This window comes from Bradyrhizobium sp. 170 (assembly GCF_023101085.1).
Taxonomy (GTDB): Bacteria; Pseudomonadota; Alphaproteobacteria; order Rhizobiales; family Xanthobacteraceae; genus Bradyrhizobium.
The window spans coordinates 1,896,203-1,913,116 of sequence record NZ_CP064703.1; the positions used below are offsets into that span (position 1 = coordinate 1,896,203).

13 protein-coding genes and 2 pseudogenes are annotated in these 16,914 nt (G+C 58.4%); 4 read left to right on the forward strand and 11 right to left on the reverse strand.

Features of this window, described 5'->3' with window-relative positions; translation table 11 throughout:
- Positions 1–54: 54 nt before the first annotated feature.
- From IVB05_RS09065 to IVB05_RS09100, 8 genes and pseudogenes are all read right to left on the reverse strand, one after another.
- Positions 55–135 (reverse strand): annotated as a pseudogene (locus IVB05_RS09065) (carboxymuconolactone decarboxylase family protein); the annotation flags it as partial.
- Positions 136–661: 526 nt separating this feature from the next.
- A complete protein-coding gene (locus IVB05_RS09070; RefSeq protein WP_247783901.1) occupies positions 662–802 on the reverse strand; it encodes a chorismate-binding protein in 141 nt (46 codons plus the stop codon).
- Between the two features lie 376 nt (positions 803–1,178).
- On the reverse strand, positions 1,179–1,724 hold the full coding sequence (locus tag IVB05_RS09075) for a carboxymuconolactone decarboxylase family protein (protein WP_247518003.1): 546 nt from the start codon (positions 1,722–1,724) through the stop codon (positions 1,179–1,181).
- A gap of 6 nt (positions 1,725–1,730) precedes the next feature.
- Positions 1,731–2,285, reverse strand: a complete 555-nt coding sequence (locus IVB05_RS09080) for a peroxiredoxin (protein WP_247786631.1) — start codon at positions 2,283–2,285, stop codon at positions 1,731–1,733.
- A gap of 271 nt (positions 2,286–2,556) precedes the next feature.
- Positions 2,557–2,985 carry a DUF2478 domain-containing protein gene (locus IVB05_RS09085; protein WP_247783902.1) on the reverse strand — a complete coding sequence of 143 codons (429 nt, stop codon included), beginning with the start codon at positions 2,983–2,985 and terminating at the stop codon, positions 2,557–2,559.
- 346 nt (positions 2,986–3,331) lie between these two features.
- A complete protein-coding gene (gene modC, locus IVB05_RS09090) occupies positions 3,332–4,498 on the reverse strand; it encodes a molybdenum ABC transporter ATP-binding protein (protein ID WP_247783903.1) in 1,167 nt (388 codons plus the stop codon).
- Positions 4,495–5,181, reverse strand: coding sequence for a molybdate ABC transporter permease subunit (gene modB, locus IVB05_RS09095; protein ID WP_247783904.1), 687 nt, complete (start codon positions 5,179–5,181; stop codon positions 4,495–4,497). The genes modC and modB overlap by 4 nt, the downstream gene beginning before the upstream one ends.
- On the reverse strand, positions 5,118–5,600 hold the full coding sequence (locus IVB05_RS09100; protein ID WP_247783906.1) for a hypothetical protein: 483 nt from the start codon (positions 5,598–5,600) through the stop codon (positions 5,118–5,120). Before IVB05_RS09100 ends, modB begins: the two co-directional genes overlap by 64 nt.
- Positions 5,601–6,471: 871 nt before the next feature.
- On the opposite strand from IVB05_RS09100, the gene IVB05_RS09105 reads away from it, so the two are divergent.
- A complete protein-coding gene (locus IVB05_RS09105) occupies positions 6,472–7,635 on the forward strand; it encodes a TlpA disulfide reductase family protein (protein WP_247783907.1) in 1,164 nt (387 codons plus the stop codon).
- Between the two features lie 575 nt (positions 7,636–8,210).
- Here the strand turns inward: IVB05_RS09105 and IVB05_RS09110 are convergent.
- From IVB05_RS09110 to IVB05_RS09120, 3 genes are all read right to left on the reverse strand, one after another.
- On the reverse strand, positions 8,211–8,543 hold the full coding sequence (locus tag IVB05_RS09110; protein ID WP_247518008.1) for a hypothetical protein: 333 nt from the start codon (positions 8,541–8,543) through the stop codon (positions 8,211–8,213).
- A 2,255-nt stretch (positions 8,544–10,798) separates the two neighbouring features.
- Positions 10,799–11,167, reverse strand: a complete 369-nt coding sequence (locus tag IVB05_RS09115) for a hypothetical protein (RefSeq protein WP_247518009.1) — start codon at positions 11,165–11,167, stop codon at positions 10,799–10,801.
- Between the two features lie 231 nt (positions 11,168–11,398).
- The gene (locus IVB05_RS09120) at positions 11,399–11,569 is read right to left on the reverse strand and encodes a hypothetical protein (protein ID WP_308200400.1); all 171 of its coding nucleotides are present in this window, start codon (positions 11,567–11,569) and stop codon (positions 11,399–11,401) included.
- Positions 11,570–11,724: 155 nt separating this feature from the next.
- Here IVB05_RS09120 and IVB05_RS09125 point away from each other — a divergent pair.
- The 3 genes and pseudogenes from IVB05_RS09125 to IVB05_RS09135 all read left to right on the forward strand — a co-directional run.
- Positions 11,725–11,856: pseudogene (locus tag IVB05_RS09125) on the forward strand (NUDIX hydrolase); the annotation flags it as partial.
- A 405-nt stretch (positions 11,857–12,261) separates the two neighbouring features.
- Positions 12,262–13,629 carry a pitrilysin family protein gene (locus tag IVB05_RS09130; RefSeq protein ID WP_247518053.1) on the forward strand — a complete coding sequence of 456 codons (1,368 nt, stop codon included), beginning with the start codon at positions 12,262–12,264 and terminating at the stop codon, positions 13,627–13,629.
- Positions 13,626–15,053, forward strand: a complete 1,428-nt coding sequence (locus tag IVB05_RS09135) for a pitrilysin family protein (RefSeq protein ID WP_247518010.1) — start codon at positions 13,626–13,628, stop codon at positions 15,051–15,053. Before IVB05_RS09130 ends, IVB05_RS09135 begins: the two co-directional genes overlap by 4 nt.
- Positions 15,054–16,914: the final 1,861 nt, after the last annotated feature.

A 16,914-nucleotide genomic window follows, 5' to 3' on the forward strand; every position in this document is an offset into this window, starting at 1 on the left:
AGTTCGGCAAGTTGATCCGGCATGATCATCATCGGTCCGGTATCCGCCGGCGGAACCAACGCCGGCTTCCCGCAACGTCTTCTCATGGGCGTCCATGCAGGCGCCGCTGCCGTTGATGGCACTTACTGCCAGCGACCCATAACTCGAATCGGCCCTGTCCGCGCCGAGATCGCCGGTGACGATGCGGCGCATGGAAGCCGAAATGTGGTCGCGGCATCCCATACAACGACGAGAGATGCTGTTTGTGAATGCGATTGTAGTACCGCGAGGGCTCTTGGAGGGTGACGTAGATGCAGTCACTATGGATTTCGACTTCGCGCGATGATGAGGGACTCTCGCCCGTGGCCATTCGCGCGTGGGCCTTGATCGGCTTGTTTGTCAATCTCGCTTTTGTTGGACTGGTCCTATTCTGCTGCTGAGCCCCGATCTGGCCAACTTAGGTTGATCGCATCCGGTCTCTGACCATGTCGTTTGGGTAACTTGCGTTGCTCTACCAAGCTTACGGAAAAATCGAACAATGTTGAAGACGAAAAAGTGGTGGTAGCTTTCGATGACGCAGATGCACTAGGTATTACAGCACGAAATGCGTCAAAGATTGTTGTGCCTTTGGCGAGCGTTTCCCGTATTCGGTCTCTGGTTTCGACACCGCCCTTATCCCGCCTCATGAACTCGGCAGGTCATCGTCCATCGTTGCGGTGCGGATCGCAATCTTCGTGTCGATGTGCCCGTTGAAACCGATCGGCCCGCAATAGACCTCTCGCGTCACACGCTCGATCTCGGCGATAATTTCGAACGGCAGCACTTTTGGTGCCGTAATGCAGCCGCCCCGGAAAGGGTAGGGTGGCGGCTCTCAATCTCCTGCAAGTTCTGAGATCGACGTTTGTGCGCTGAGGCATAGAATTCGTGATCGCTGGAACACGACCGAGTGCCGAGTGCAAACGCGTGCCACATTGGTACGCATCAGCTTGACGATCAGAGTGTTCGCGTCACGGTCCTTGTCGGGCCAGACTCAGCGCGGCGTTAGTCTTCCTTGCAATCAGCGGAACGCCTGGCAGGTCGCCTCGATCCGCTTGCGCGGAGAGGCCGAAATCAGAGCAAAGCTCGGGCACCTCCGCGAACTCAGGTTCGTAGATATCGCTCTAACCCTGACCCTCTCCCACAGCAAAAGGGCGGATGCATCACTCCTCCGCCTGGACCACGCCGTGCCCGGCCGCCTCGATCGCAACCGCAACCGATTGCACGATCGCGGCAAGGCGCACCGCAGTCTGGATCGCGGCGGAACCGACGCCGGCTTCCTGCAGCGCCTTTTCATGGGCATCCACGCAGGCACCGCAGCCATTGATGGCGGAAACCGCCAGCGACCACAGCTCGAAATCGGCCTTGTCAACCCCAGGATTGGCGATCACGTTCATGCGCAACCGCGCCGGCATGCTCTTGTATTCCGGATTGGAAGCGAGGTGAACGAAACGGTAATAGACGTTGTTCATCGCCATCACGCAAGCTGCGGATTTCGCAGCCGCAACCGCCGCCGGCGTCATCACGGCAGCCGCCGCGGATTCCATTGCGGCGATCACTACCGGGGCGCGGGTCGCGATGGCGGTCGCCAGCAATAGCCCGTATTTGCTCTGCGGTGACAGCGTCTCATCAGCCACCATCGACGCCAGATTGAGTCTGACGTCCTTGGCGAAATCTGGAATCTGGTCCTTTAATTGCTCGATAGACATGATACCTCAGGCTACTTTCAGAGTTTCGCCGCCGATCTCGCGGTTGCAGGGGCACAGCTCGTCGGTCTGCAGCGCGTCCAATACTCGCAGCGTGTCCTTCGGGCTGCGGCCGACATTCAGGTTGGTCGCATAAACGTGCTGGATGGTGTTGTCGGGATCGACGATGAATGTATAGCGATAGGCGACGCCCTCAGGTGATCGCACACCCAGGCCATCGACCAGCGCGCCATTGGTGTCGGCAAATTGCCAGATCGGCAGATGATGCAGATCCTTGTGCTCGCGCCGCCAGGCGAGCTTGCAGAACTCGTTGTCGGTCGAGCCACCCAGCACGACTGCATCACGATCGGCGAAATCGCTGGACAGGCGCGCGAACTCGGCGATCTCGGTCGGGCAGACGAAGGTGAAATCTTTTGGGTAAAAGAAGATGATTTTCCATTTTCCGGAGAAGCTATCTTCAGTCAACGTCTCGAATGCGCTCTGCCCCTCCTCGTACTGCAGGTGAAAGCCGGGCTTCACGCCTGTGATTTCGAACGACGGCAACTTACTTCCTATTCCAAGCATATTGTCCTCACAAGGTTGCTTTTGCGCGGAGAGCGACATTCCGGCAACAGCGAAGCAAACTATATGCCATTCGTCCTCAAAATCCTCGGTTGCCGGAATGCGACAATCGGATGCTTGGGCATGCAGGCATTTGAACGCCATCGTTTCGGCTGAATGCTTCACTGCTTCCTCATGGCGTGTGCAGGCGGCAGGTTGCAGCCGTTGAAAGAGTTGCCCAGCCACGGTTAAGTTACGACGGCGAAGCAATGTCGGGACTGGACAAGATGAAGGCTCAGCGCACGCAATGTCCTGACAAGCCTCGTGATCGCCGTGCTTGAGGGCACCACGAACGCTCAAAAGAGTGGGCGGGTACCGGGCGGTTTTCATCGATGGTCATCAGGCCGTGGACGATGACGGGCTCAAGGTTGGCGATGCCATGTCGGCCGTGATCAAGTCGTCGGATATGATGATCGGTAAGTAGCTCTAGCCGAACTGGAATGCGCCCGGACGCGCGGCAGGCGCCCTGTGATGTCGCGCCATCATTCCCCCACGACTTGGTGCTCGCAAGGTGTCGTGCCGAAATCTCCGGTGAAAGTCCGGAGGCGGCAAGGCATTTTTCGGGAACGCCGGTGAGGAGCGGCACGCCAGATATGATCGCATCGGCAAGTTCGTCGCGCAGATCTTGCCGGGACGCCTCCTGCTTGGAGAATTTATTGAACACGAGCAGATCGACATCCTTCGTTCATCGCGCAGGAAGGGATAACTGTGGCGCTGCCAGGCTCGTTAGCCTAGAGCTTACACCAAATGGCACCGGTGCCGGGTGGCTGGCAGATCGAAATCTCGTGCCCGTCATTTCGAGCGGGACCATGGTCTTCGTGCTCATTGCGTCCTGAAGTTTCGCTGGACGATGCTGCCGACGCGCGCGCGTTGCCGCGCGAGATCCTGGGTTAAGTCGGCGAGCAGCATATCGACTTCCTGTCCTGGGCCGGTAGAGGATTGTCATGACGCGGTTGGGATCAATCTAGGAGAAGTTAGTGAAGATGGCCTTGGTCCTCTTTCCGCTGGTATCAGGCCGCGGCGCTTTCCTGTCCAGCATCTTCCGCTGGCGTGGAAGCCGTTATAGCCGGCAGCGGAGGTCCAGACACCGTGAGCAGTGAGACGCCCTCGATCTGGGCAAATACGTCCATTCCATTCTCGAGCCCTAGCGTATCAAAGGAGAAACGCGTAATGCGCGCCAAAATCTCCGCGCCAGAGCCTCCGCTGCCGAGCCCAAGCAGCAGCGTGAGCTCACCCGGGCAGAGCGGCAAACAGGCCTTTATCCGCGCCGGAAAGACATTGAGGATGGAGTTTGCGAGCGGCGCTTCGCGTGCAAGGCTGACGTCGCTGGCTGCGATGCGCAGCCGCTGGTGCACGCCGGGTGGAAGGGGCGCCGCCGGCACCAGCAAGCGCGCACCTTTGACGGAGAGGATGAGTAGGCCATAGCGTCTGTCATAGCCGGCGGTCACGGCATCAAGGCTGACAGCAGCCTCGCGGCTTGCCGCAAGCGGCAGCGCAGGATCGGTCTGCAAGACATGTAACGGCCCAGCCGCAGTCACCGTGCCATGATCGGTGATAACGAGATGATCGGCAAGGCGTTCAATATCGGCCATGTCATGGCTGATATAGATCATCGGCAGCGCGAACTGTTTCTGCAGGCACTCGAGCAACGACAGAATCTCTCTCTTGGCGCAGCGGTCAAGAGCGGCAAGCGGCTCGTCCATTACAAGCAACTTTGGCTGGGATAACAGCGCCCGGCCGATTACAACGCGCTGCCGCTCGCCGCCGGCGAGGTGCGCTGGCGAGCGGTCGAGCAGCGGCGCGATACCCAGAAATGCGAGTACCTTCTCAAAGACGATCAGCATCGGTTCGCCTTTGGGCTTGCCGTAGAGCAGGTTTCTCTGGACCGTCAAATGGGGAAAAAGGGTTTCCTCCTGGAACACATAACCGATGGGGCGCAAATGCGGTGGGCGGAACATGGTCTCATCCTGCCACAACTCACCATCGATGCCACAGAAAGCGTCGGGCAAATGCTCGAGACCGGCGATGCAGCGCGCGATCGTGGTTTTGCCGCAGCCTGGCGGTCCGAAAATCGCTGCCACACCTTTAGCCGGTACGCTGAACTGCGCGTCGAGTGGAAAGCTACCCAACTGCCTCTTGAAGGCGATTTCGATCCGGCCTGGTGTGGCTGTTCTCACGTGCGCCTCGTTCCGCAGCATTTCTCGATCAACGTTAAAAGGATGATTACCGCAAAGGCGAACATCACCATGCCGCCGGCAAGCTGATTTGCTTCGCGCCAGCGCGACGCTTGGACATAGTCGAAGAGAAGGGCCGACACCACCTTGGTGCGTCCAGGAATGTTGCCGCCGATAATCAGTACGAGGCCGAATGCGCCGATTGTATGCGAAAAACCAAGCACCGCGGCTGTGAGAAAACCCGGTCGCGCCAGGGGCAGGGCGACGGTAAAGAACGCATACAATGGAGAGGCGCGCAAAGTGGCCGCAACTTCCAGCGGACGGTTGCCGATGGTAACGAAGGAGTTGCGGATGGGCTGGACCACGAAAGGCAGCGCCCACAACACCGTTCCTACCACGAGTCCCGCAAAAGTGAAAGCGAACGTGCGTCCGCCCCAGAGAGAGGCGAGAAGGCCGCCAGGGCCGCTCGGGCCGAGCAAGACCAACAGATAAAAACCGATTACCGTTGGCGGTAGCACCAGCGGCAGCGCGATGAGCGCGGCCACCGCCTCAGCCCAAAAGCTCTTTGACCGTGCTAGCCACCACGCGAGCGGCATACCAACGATTAGCAGGATCAGGGCCGTCAGGCTCGCGAGCTCGATCGTGAGCCCGAGCGATTGCCAGATTTCTGTCGAAAAGCGCCCCATGCACGTCTACTCCGGTCGTCGAACCCGTAGCCATCGCGCGCGACGACGGAGTGGGTTTCCGGTGTTTCGAGAAAATTGACGAAGGCGCGTATCACGTTGCTGTCGGCGCAAATCTTGACCAACATGGGGCCCTGCGGGATGGGGATATAAAGCTTCTTCGGCACCAGACAACGCGAACCACTGGCGCCGTTGGCCGAGAGGAACATCTGAAATGAGGCGCCTTGGGTGATCTGGCTGTACAACTGTCCACTCGCCCCAACCACGGCCTCGTCCCAGGTCTTCTGCTCGAACGAAGCTGCAGTCTCCTTCGCGGGCTCGCGAATCGCGGCGAGCGCCACATTGGTGTTCGCCGCCTCCGCATTTCCGAGCATAAGCAGAATCAGAGTTGCATTGATCAGGATTAATCGGGCAAGTGTCACCGGACAGCTCCTAGGGACGGAAACGGTGCCACTGCTTTCTGGTCACAGCGGCTCTTCGCTGCTCGATCCTAGCAATCGGCGTGCCGCTCGCAGAATTTGATGCGTGCCTTGCTTGAGAAGAGTGAAGCACGCATAGACGTCAGCTTGCCTTCTGGAATGGCGACACCCGTCGTCGGATGTCGGACATCGACGTCGTCAACCGCACACGGACTGGCATTACAAGATGGAGGGGCAGACGTGATGCCGATCGCCTCTCGTCCAAGCTTGAAGATTGCTTCAGAATGGTGAAGGCAGTGTCGGGACTAATCGCCAATGTCACCAAGCGCGTGCGGGTTAAAGACCTTGGCTGGTTTGTCATAGGCCCGTTCGATTCGACAACTCATGGATCTCGGCTTTCATACAGCACAAGCTGCATGCCTGCGAATGATTTCATGATCGTCTTCAGAACGCGCGTCACTGCTCCGCGGCTCTATCGCTCGACTCGTGATCTGCATCGTCGCTCTCATCTAATTCTGGTTGACGTGATAGGTTAGCTCGAGGATCCACAATGCTAACCACGCTGCTCTGGCGTTGCCAACCGAACAACCCGTGTTCAATTTCTGACAACGGCGCAAAAGCACGTCGGGTCCAAAACACCGCGGCTTGCGCCGCCGTGGAGGCTTTGAAACCGTAGTCAGGCGCTTAAGTGCGCTGACGGCGCTGGCATGAGCGTTGCTATTGAGATGCCTCAACACGAAGTGAGGGCTGAAGGCACGCAGACGCGCAAGATAGGCGATGTTCTCCTTCCTTGAACCCGCGCGCCCCCGTTTCCTACAGAGACAAGCTCGCGCATAAAGCCGCGCAGCTTCTGGCAATAACCTTGGAGAGCAAAATGGTACTGCGCATGGAATCCGAGGCTCCTCCCATAAAGGTGCAGAGCTGGTTGCGTGGCCAGCCCCTGAGGAGCTTGCAACGAGAAAAGGTCTACATCATCGAATTTTGGGCAACTTGGTGCGAGCCATGTGTGAAGGCGATGCCCCATTTGGTGCGACTCCAAGAGGAATACAGAGACAGGGGACTTGAGGTCGTCGGAGTCGCAGCTAACGAAGAAGGGCCAACGCTGGACGAGGCTCGAACCAAGTTGGACGCGTGGTTGACCGAAAAATTCCCGAAGCTGGGCTATTCAATCGCGCTCGACTATTCAGGAGAAATGAACAAGCTTTGGATGGAGCCCAGTTCTTCACTCGGGATTCCTACCTCGTTCGTCGTCGACCGTGACGGCCACATCGCCTTTATCGGTCATCCGACGCAACTCGATAACGTCTTGCCGAAGGTTCTCAATGGCATCTGGCGCACCAGCGATGAAGCCAAAGCCGCCGATACGAAGCGAATCGGCGAAGCTCAGCGCCTGCGCGAAACACTAGCGTTGCGTAAGTCGATACTTGCCAAACTTACGCCCGCGATAAAGGCCGAGGATTGGGTGACGGCGCTTTCGGCAGCCGAAGAGGCCGTCGCCGTGATACCGGACGACATCAGCTTCCGCCTGATTCATGTAGATCTTTTACTTCACAAGATGCACGACATGCGGACGGGCTTGCCGGCCATGCGCCGATTGATTCGAGACGCGATCGGCCAAAGATCGGAGGTGTGGATGGCCGGAGTTATGGGCGAACTCTTCGATCCGGTGAAGGACAACTCCTACGTTCCGCCTGCCGAGCGCTTTGCGATGGGCAAGGAGCTGGCCGAACACATGCTGACGCTGAATCCTCCGCAACGCGGCGAGGGCGATAAGTTCAAGTCCTATGGAGCGATCGCTCAATATTATTACGAGAGCGGCAACAAGGATCGCGCGATCGAGTTGATCGAGCTTGCGCTGAAGTCGTTGGACCATCCGGAGCCTATCCACGAAGAAGTGAAACAGCGCTTCGCGCCGCGGTTGCTTCAGGCCCTGGCCAACTACAAGGGTGAAAAGGTTTGTTACGGGAATTTCTGTTCGGCTCCGCAAAACAAGTCTCCTGAAGTGCCAAAGCGCAGGCGCCGGAGGAGAAAAAAATGAAAAAAGGGATGGTAATCGGAATTGTGCTTTCTGGTCCATTCCCCCCACTTCTCTGGCGGCCACTCGCAAGTGGTCGTCCCGTGAAATACCTGATTTTGAATCAGATTGATTAGGTGTTGTCTGGCGAAGAAGCTGGCCGGGATTTGTCACAACAACAGGCTGAGCTACCTAAGACGTCGGAACTTGTGGTCGTGGATGGCCTTGGTGACGTTGCCCTCCCGGCACAAAAGTAGTTGCGACCCAGTCGACGCTCGGACTTAAAGTGGCCGATGACCGGCTCCGACCGCGAAGCTCCTCGCAAATTCGTTGACAATCGGCTCGTCTGCCGCGTCTACCCTGAGGTGAACACCCTCGTATAGTCAGTCGGGGTTGCGGTATAGGTTTATCAGCATAAGAGGCTTGATGGCGTTCCCGATCAGCGCCTCCCATTCCGAGATCACGGTTAAAGCGCGTGGCCAGCGATGTGACCACCCTGAAGGCGATGCTGCGCGCCGAGCGAGCGGCTCGATGCCGCGGCAGCGGAAGCTCAGGCACGAGCGCGACTGAGACTCGCTAGCAGCGCATAAGTTTCTCGTTCAATGCACTTCAGCAGATACTGTCTCCAACAATCTTTGAAGCGCTTGCGAGCCATGACGCTGTGTTGATTGGCAAACAGAGCTATCAGCGCTGTCTTCGGCAAGCGCTTCCGCGCATGTGTAGGGAACCTTGTCAATCGGCGCGAGGAGAACGAAACCGACAGCAAACAGAATTGCGATAAAGAAAGCGATGTCCGCGACCGATACGTAGAGAAAATTGACAATTCTTGAGAAGGCGGTTCTGGACGCCTCCTGAGGGATTTGTGCCATGATCGGCTCCGCTAAACCCAAACTTGCCGCACGCAGTGAGGCGCCGACAAATAGCGAAATCATTCGCTCAACGCCATAGGCGATTGGCTTGTCTCTAACACGACAATGAGCGTTTCTTGAAGAAGGAATCGCGCGGAAGCTACTCGACGTGGAGCAGGGGCTTCTCGATTCTGGTAGCTGAACAGAATTCGACGATGCGCTAGTGTTCTTCCAACCATGCAGTCGTTCTTGTGAACGGCCGCTCCATTTCCGCGGCTCGCCGTGAAGTGACGTCAGCGAGAAGCCGCTGACGCATGCCGTGTTAATCTTGCTGAGACAGCGGAGACCGACCATGGGTACCCGCAATCTGCGCGCAAGATCATAAGGACGGCTCTTCCCGGCTGGAGACGGTTGTTAACGGACTTCAGTCTCCGGTTTATGCATTCTGCAGCAATGGCTTGAGTCGCTTTGCGCAGCGCCTGGTTGCGCCATCGTTTAATAATGATCATCCCCAGAAATGTGGCGATTGAGATCGTCCAGGTCCGCAGCGATGCGAAGCAGAGGCCGACCATTCAGCACCAAGTCGGCCGAAACAAACATCAAAGCCACCACGAGACCTCATGCAAGGCGGCGACCACGTTACCTTGATTTGCGCATCTTGCGCTGCCGCAGATGTCGTCGCAAAGAGCGACATACAGGAACGAAATGGTGACGTGCAACAGTCAGTCCGTAACAGGTCGCGCGCAGGAAAAGCATGGCCGCTGGTGCGGTGCTGCATTTGAACGCCGTTGGCACGGCCGTTGCTTTTGAGACGTCAACAACACTGAGCTAGACTCATTGAGCACACCATTACGGTTGAGTTGGAGGATTCCACCATCGGCAAGACCGCCGCCCAAATCCCCGCTTGCTGGAGGATTAAAAGACCCCGGTAGGCTTCCGACCATCCGTTGAAGGAGGCGCGTTTGAATCATTTGCGAGCTCAGGTTCGGGTCGTGCCGAATCCCTCACGTTCATCGCTGGATCGGTATATGGCATCTCGTTCGCCGATTCTGCGCTCCCAGTCAGTGTGCGGGTGCCCTCTGCCGCATGGCACCGCCATTGATGTCGAAAGACGGCGCGAACACGACTAACGCGCGACGCGCGATCACGCGTTCGTGCCGTTAATTCGAGTGTCTGGTCTGGCTGATCCGCGCTGAGCTCGGCGAGGAAGTCCGTCTGTCCGGAGTAATGCGTCATAGGTCAATAATCGCCGGATCTCTGCGCTATTTCGCAGCTAGCTTCGCAAGTTTGCGCTGCTCTTCCGACTATAGAAGGTCGTCTTCGTAAGGAGAGTTGCGAATGAGGGGCAATGTTACCAAGGAAGTAAGGGGGCACGCGTACCGCGTTGACCTTACGCCTCTAGCCAGCTGCGAATATGTGGTGGCTGGGTGATAAGCGAGACCGACGCCGACGCCGGGGTTTGGTCGCAAAGGACTACAACCATCGCAAAGCCGGAGGAGGCGAAGGTGCGAGAGAACCAGATCCGCTTCAGTTATCTTTCATCTGGCGCTGGACCAGGAGCATGTGCGTGGCTCAAAGAGGACTAGCCCAGAGTGCCTTTGAATGATCCAGCTGCCGTAGCGGCAATCGTCTCAACTTTGCGGCGTGTTCACGGCGACAACATTGCACGTACGTTGCTCGCAGACGGCGTGAGCTTGGCGGTACTTATTGATGCGGCGTTCTCCTTGCCAATAAGCAACAGTGACGCTGTCCGAATGATCGCAAGGGCGCTTGACTCTGGCGATTTCAGCGTCACACCGGAGTTGGGGCCGCTCTGGCGCGTGCGGTACATTTATGAAGATCGACGTGCATCGATGCACGTCGTGGATATGGAGGTGTTAACGCCGGGCAGGACCTTCGCGAGCACTGAGATTTCGTTGCTGCTGTCCGTATGAGACGAAGTCAAGGTCCCTCTGATGTTCTTCTGTCAACCGGTCTGCAAACTTGGAGTCGGCTTTTGGACTGGGATCCCCAGCTCAGGAGTGAGAATATCGCAAGCCGAAACTAGGCTGTCGAGATGTACACAAGCGGATACGATGCGAAGCCCAAGAAGCGTGCGGGCCGCTCGCTCATTCGGGCTCTGAATAATGTCATAAGAGACGAGCAGTTGGCGCACGCTTTCGTTGGGCTCCTGGGTCACCGTGCTTGTGCGACCCGGCGGTTTCATTGGAACAGCGCGCTGATCCATAGGTCGGAACCTTTAGATACCGAATTTATCTGATGCAAAACGAGTCGCGATCGCACTTAGCGTGCGCGTGACAGGGATTCTCCCTTAGTTTAGCCGAGGCGGGGCTGCCATACTATTGGTCCCACGGTCGTCCTAGTTCAGTGCGAAGCGTCCAAATCGCGCTGTTTGCAATATGCAGTATGTCCTGCTCGCCATTTCTCAGTGAGAGTTCCAGATTAGCTCGTAATCGATCGCGCAGCAATTCCTTAGCATTATGCACAAGCAATGGATCCGTCTCGACAAAGCGCCATGACTTCTCAAATGCGGCGCTCACGAGGTCGTCCTCAGAGGCTTGGTGCCGCGCGGATGAAGTGTGGTCCATGATTAAGAACTCCAGAGTGACATCCTCATAGGGGGATACACAACCCGCCCGGTCGAAAGTGGGGATGTCGACCGGCCGGCCCGCATTTTGGCAAAGACCAAGCCTTATCAGATCCAGCATACAAGCGCTCCCGCCAAACAGATGCCACGCGTTGCAAGTAGATTGCCATAACGCTTTAGCGCACCTGAAGTCCTTCAGTTTGTTGAGAGCACTCTCGATGCACCGACAAAACTAATAAGGACGTTTGGTGAAGCTGAGATGACCGATTCGGCCTTCAAGCCCACTAAGATTTCGTGCAATTTGGAATCAGATGGCGCCGTTGCAAAGCATGTGTTCGTCTCACTCTGCGGATCAGTGGGTTCCGCGAGGAATAATTGTGTCGTTCACTTCTGCTGAGTACGCATCCGGCGTAGGCCACAGGCCGATTGGATTAGTCGGCCAGCGCTTGAGCCAAGTCGGATGTTCTTTGTGCATCCGGACGAGCTCGATCAGGTTTTCGTTTCCGAAGTCGGTGAATGCCATGACGCCGTGTTCGCCGGCGCCACAGACCCAGATGACGCCGTCCTCGGGATTTGGCCGCTCCGGCCCTTGAAACCGGGAGGCCTATTTAGGAAATAGTCTCGGTTGCCAAACGCTTTATCGGCATATTGAACGGTCGAAGGGATGATCGCTTGGACATGCTGGTGGCAGGCTCGAAGGGTGGCCGGGTACTGCTGGTGCGGTGGCGCGGCGACGAGCTTTGGATGTTTCCTGGCGGATGCCGGCGCGGCCGCGAAGCGGCGGAGCAGTGCCTCTGGCGCGAGATCAAATCTCCATGCGGTATGTGGCGTCGCAGGATTTAGGCCAGCGCGAGGCGGCGAGTTGTCGTGCGTTTCGTGTGCAACGTCGTGTTCGCAACATGTTGGCGGATACCAGACGAGTGCGGGTTGGCTTTAGGAAGAGAAAGCACGCGCCACGCTTCGTTTTGCGTTCAGTTGCCCGCGCAGCGGTCCATGCGCGGGAGCATCAGGCGATTGGCCCGGCTTTTGCTCCCCTGCTTGCCACGGCATGCGGCTCCCCTGCTTTGTCGGGATCGTCCGCTGCAGAATGAGGATCTCTATGCGACCAAAGGTGATGCCATGAAGAATTGGAGTTCCGTGACGACCAAGGTGCTAAGCACGGCCACTGTTGCAATGGTCTTGATGACGCGCACCGCGCTGGCGAACGAATACAACATGGATAATAGCAGCAATGCTAGCCTGCGGTACGTTCCTGAAAACAGGATCGTCCTTGCCCAGACCACGCTCACCTCGGAACGACCGGCAAGCTTCACGCTTCAGAACGGGATGCAGGTGGTGGTGATCCCGGATCACCGCACACCCGTCGTGACGCAGATGATCTGGTACAAGGTGGGCTCCGCCGACGAGACGCCCGGCAAATCGGGGCTTGCGCATTTCCTCGAACACCTGATGTTCAAGGGCACCGCCAAGCATCCGCCCGGCGAATTCTCCCAGACCGTTCTGCGCGTCGGCGGCAACCAGAACGCCTTCACCTCGATGGACTACACCAGCTATTTCCAGCGTGTGCCGCGCGAACAGCTGACGAAGATGATGGAACTCGAGGCTGACCGGATGACCGGTCTCATTCTCCAAGATGAGAACGTGCTGTCCGAGCGCGACGTCGTGCTCGAAGAGTTCAACATGCGCGTCGCCAACAATCCCGATGCGCGGCTCACCGAGCAGATGATGGCGGCGCTTTACCTCAACCACCCCTACGGCCGCCCCATTATCGGCTGGCGGCAGGAGATCGAAAAGCTCGACCGCGAAGATGGGCTCGCGTTCTACAAGCGCTTCTACGCGCCCAACAATGCGATCCTGATCATCGCGGGCGACGTCGATCCCAAGGAAATCCGCCCGATGGTGGAGAAGAACTTTGGCGACATCCCCGCGCAGCCCTCGATCCCTGCAAAACGCCTGCGGCCACAGGAGCCGACGCCGGCGGCGCCGCGCACCGTGACCCTGTCCGATCCGCGCGTCGAGCAGCCGGCTTTGCGCCGCTACTATCTGGTGCCGTCGGCTCACACCGCGGCCGCGGGCGAGAGTCCTGCGCTTGACGTGCTCGCGCAACTGATGGGCGGCGGCTCCAACTCCTATCTCTATCGCGCGCTGGTAATCGACCGTCAGCTCGCGATCAGCGCCGGCGCAAGCTACCAGGGCACCTCGCTCGATCCCTCGCAGTTCATGATCTCCGCCACGCCGAAGCCCGGCGTCGAGTTCACGCAGATCGAGGATGCCATCGACAAGGTGATCGCCGACCTCGCGCAAAATCCCGCGCGCGCCGAGGATCTCGAGCGGGTCAAGACCCAGTTGATTGCGGAAGCGATCTACGCCCAGGACAACCAGGCCACGCTGGCGCGCTGGTATGGCGGCGCGCTTACCACGGGACTTTCCATCGACGATATCCGGAGCTGGCCGGACCGGATTCGTGCCGTTACCGCCGAGCAGGTCCGTGACGCCGCACAGAAATGGCTCGACAAGAAACGCTCAGTGACCGGCTATCTGATCAAGGATGCCGCGCCCAAACGCGAGGAGAAGCGCTCATGACCTATTCCTTCACACGGCGTGCGGCCCTCATCGGCGGAGCTTCGCTTGCAATCGCGATGCTCGCCTCGGCACCTTCGCAGGCCGCCACCAAGATCCAGCGCCTGGTCTCGCCCGGCGGCATCGAAGCCTGGTTCGTGCAGGACGCCACCGTCCCGCTGATCGCGATGAAATATGCCTTCGGCGGCGGAGCGACCCAGGACCCCACCGACAAGCCCGGCGTTGGCCACTTGACGGCCAGCCTGCTCGACGAAGGCTCCGGCGACCTCGACTCGAAGACCTATCACGAGCGGCTCGATCGCCGCGCCATCGAGCTGAGCTTTACCTCGACCCGCGACCAATTCCGCGGTTCCTTGCGCATGCTCAAGGACAACAAGGATGAGGCCTTTGACCTCCTGCGGATGGCGCTGACCTCGCCGCGTTTCGATGCGCCCGACGTCGTACGCATCCGCGCGCAGGTGCTCTCGAGCTTGCGGCGTGAGTCCACCAACCCGAGTTCGCTCGCCAATCGCAAGTTCCTCGAAGTCGCCTTCAACGGCCATCCTTACGGACGGCAATCCCAGGGCACGCTGGACAGCGTGCCGAGAATCGAGATCGCCGATCTCAAGGACTATGTCCGCCGCGTGATCGCGAAGGACACGCTCAAGATTGCGGTGGTCGGTGACGTCGATCCCGAGACCCTCGGCAAGCTGCTTGACAAGACCTTTGGCAGCCTGCCGGCCAAGGCGCAGTTGACAGAGGTGCCCGACGTGCTCGCGGCAAAGCCGCCGCAGCGCGTCTGCATTCCGCTCGACGTGCCGCAGACGGTCGTGACCTTCGGCGGTCCCGGCGTCCGCCGCAGCGAGCCGGATTTCATGGCGGCCTACGTCGTCAACCAGATTCTTGGCGGCGGCGATCTGTCATCGCGGCTCTACCGCGAAGTCCGCGAGAAGCGCGGGCTTGCTTATTCCGTCTATGAGACGCTCTTGTGGATGGATCATGCCGCCCTGTTCGTCGGCAATACCGGCACCCGCGCCGATCGCGCCGGCGAGACGGTGGAAGAGATCGAGAAGCAGGTCCGCCGGATGGCCGAGGAAGGCCCGACCCAGCAGGAGTTCGACGAGGCCAAGTCGTATCTGAAGGGCTCGCAGATGCTCGCGCTCGATACGTCGTCAAATCTCGCACAGGCGCTGCTGCAGTATCAGCTCGACAAGCTGCCGATCGACTATATCGAGAAGCGCAATGCCCTCGTCGACGCGGTGACGCTGGAGGATGCCAGGAAGGTCGCGCGGCGGCTGTGGGGCCAGGGCCTGCTCACCGTCATTGTCGGCCGCTCCCCGCAGGCCGCAGCCCAGCCAACCACCGCGCCATCGGCCACGACGCAGCCGCCACCGGCGGTACAGCCAGGCGCCGCGCCATCAGCCACAACGCCGGGACCACCCAATTGACCTTTGTGTCGTGAGGTGACATTCGGTGCGCGTTAAGGACAAGCTGTCCCATAGCCGTTATTTGGCCGACATCCGACCTGCCTACATCAAGGGCGGCCTCACGAGAGCCCGTCAGTGCAGTTAGTCGCTCCTGCTGAAAGCTGTTGCCACGCCGCTACGAGTCGAACACCAAGGCCGTGCCGAGACTACCGCTGACGGTCGCATCGAATGTGGCCCTCTCGGGTCACCGGCGAGCCCCGCCAGCTGGAGTCAGCCACACGGCGGCTACGGCGGCTATTCAAGTTTCGGTGACGATTGGGCAGCTGCGATGGGCCTAACAAGGACCGTCTTTGGTTCGATCCATCTGGCCGCGCACGCCAATCCCGCTCCCCCGTTGCGGCTGGTGAAGCTAAAAAGATGTTCAGCCCAACTTTTCGCCAAAAAGGGTCAATGTCCTTACTAGGGTTTCGGGAGCTGTTTGGCTGCTCTGCTGAACTGCTGGATGGTATGATGGGGAACTTTTGTCATCGTCGCCTGAACCGGAAGCGAAGAGGAGCGAACCGCTACGAATATGTTTGCCAGTCAGCTGCTATCACAACCACCGTGATCGGCATTGTTGGCATGGCCACGTGGCTCCTCAATAAACAGGCGAGGTTGAGAGATTTGGCCGAGCTGAAGCTCCATGATCTTAAGCCCTCTAACCTCTGCTGAGCAGGATGCGATCAGACAACCCGCGTCTGGCAACGTTACGCATATCTGCGATCTGCACTTTAATGGGAAAACGGTTCGCGCTCCTCGCATTGAGCGGACTGGTGCCCACGGGCTCGTCCTCCCGTACGCCGGGCGGGATCGGTGCATTGCTCCGGATCTACCGAAGGGCGGACGGCGATGTGATCGAGAGCTTTCCATTAACGAATAGGGCTAAGATCTGCCCATCATTCCAAGCAAGCACGTGAAACTGTATTCCTTGGACGGTCTCACGAGAAGTAATGGTGCCTGCGCAGCCGAACAGGTAAACAACGTCTGCGTAGTTTGAGCCAAGCCGAACGTTGCTGAGCTCCGAATCCTTGACGCGACAATGCCCGGCCGGGAGTGAGCGAGCGTTAACTGACTTGTAATCCGCATCCAGGTCACCAGGCGTGGCCGGATTGACGGGAGCTCCGCTTGGCGGGACGCCGGCTTGTGCCGGTGGAGGGCCGCTCGAGATCTGGGCCAGCTGCACGAATAACCACGTGAAGGCCGGAATCGCTTTGATCCGCAGGACTACTCGCCAGTTGATGGAACAGCCTATCAGGGCGAATGCTTGATAGATTTTCATCGAATGCCAATGCGTTCAAACGTCCATACTCAGCCACTCACGTAGGAAGGCGGCACGTCACCTGCAATCCACAATCAAACGCTGTATGCGAAAATGTGCGGTTCACCTCGAGTTACTTTCATTAAGAAGTCGGACCACTTGGAGTGGTCAAAGCACCTGTACTCTCAAGCCATTCGGTGCGAGTGTTAAGTTCGTCTTTTCACTGGACATTAATAACCCGCAGCAACGTAGCGGTGGCTGACATAGTCGTATCCGCTAGCTCGCCGCGGAACAAGTCGATCTCGCAATACGCCCATCTTTTCGAGCTCATAGAATCCGACGATATGACAATCGAGATATGACCAACGCGACCGCAGCTGTCCGAGCGTGCGGTTTCATATCGCTCCTCCTGCCGATTGGCGGCAGAGAGATGTGCGGAGTAGACCCAACGTCGGCCGCGGTCGCGCGGAGTCCATCCCTACGTGATGGGCGAATCGATGATGCTGCGTGAATAAGCAAGCAATCTGCCGATATGAAAAATGTCAGATTCTGCAGGCGCTTCGCATGAATCTGTTTGAGCCGGCT

Excerpts from the sequence above, each read along its gene's own strand:
- IVB05_RS09110 (WP_247518008.1), bottom strand. The coding sequence starts at position 8,543 with ATGATTTCGCTATTTGTCGGCGCCTCACTGCGTGCGGCAAGTTTGGGT.
- IVB05_RS09120 (WP_308200400.1), bottom strand. The coding sequence starts at position 11,569 with ATGGCATTCACCGACTTCGGAAACGAAAACCTGATCGAGCTCGTCCGG.
- IVB05_RS09130 (WP_247518053.1), top strand. The coding sequence starts at position 12,262 with ATGGATAATAGCAGCAATGCTAGCCTGCGGTACGTTCCTGAAAACAGG.
- IVB05_RS09080 (WP_247786631.1), bottom strand. The coding sequence starts at position 2,285 with ATGCTTGGAATAGGAAGTAAGTTGCCGTCGTTCGAAATCACAGGCGTG.
- modB (WP_247783904.1), bottom strand. The coding sequence starts at position 5,181 with ATGGGGCGCTTTTCGACAGAAATCTGGCAATCGCTCGGGCTCACGATC.
- IVB05_RS09105 (WP_247783907.1), top strand. The coding sequence starts at position 6,472 with ATGGTACTGCGCATGGAATCCGAGGCTCCTCCCATAAAGGTGCAGAGC.
- IVB05_RS09075 (WP_247518003.1), bottom strand. The coding sequence starts at position 1,724 with ATGTCTATCGAGCAATTAAAGGACCAGATTCCAGATTTCGCCAAGGAC.
- IVB05_RS09135 (WP_247518010.1), top strand. The coding sequence starts at position 13,626 with ATGACCTATTCCTTCACACGGCGTGCGGCCCTCATCGGCGGAGCTTCG.
- IVB05_RS09115 (WP_247518009.1), bottom strand. The coding sequence starts at position 11,167 with ATGCTGGATCTGATAAGGCTTGGTCTTTGCCAAAATGCGGGCCGGCCG.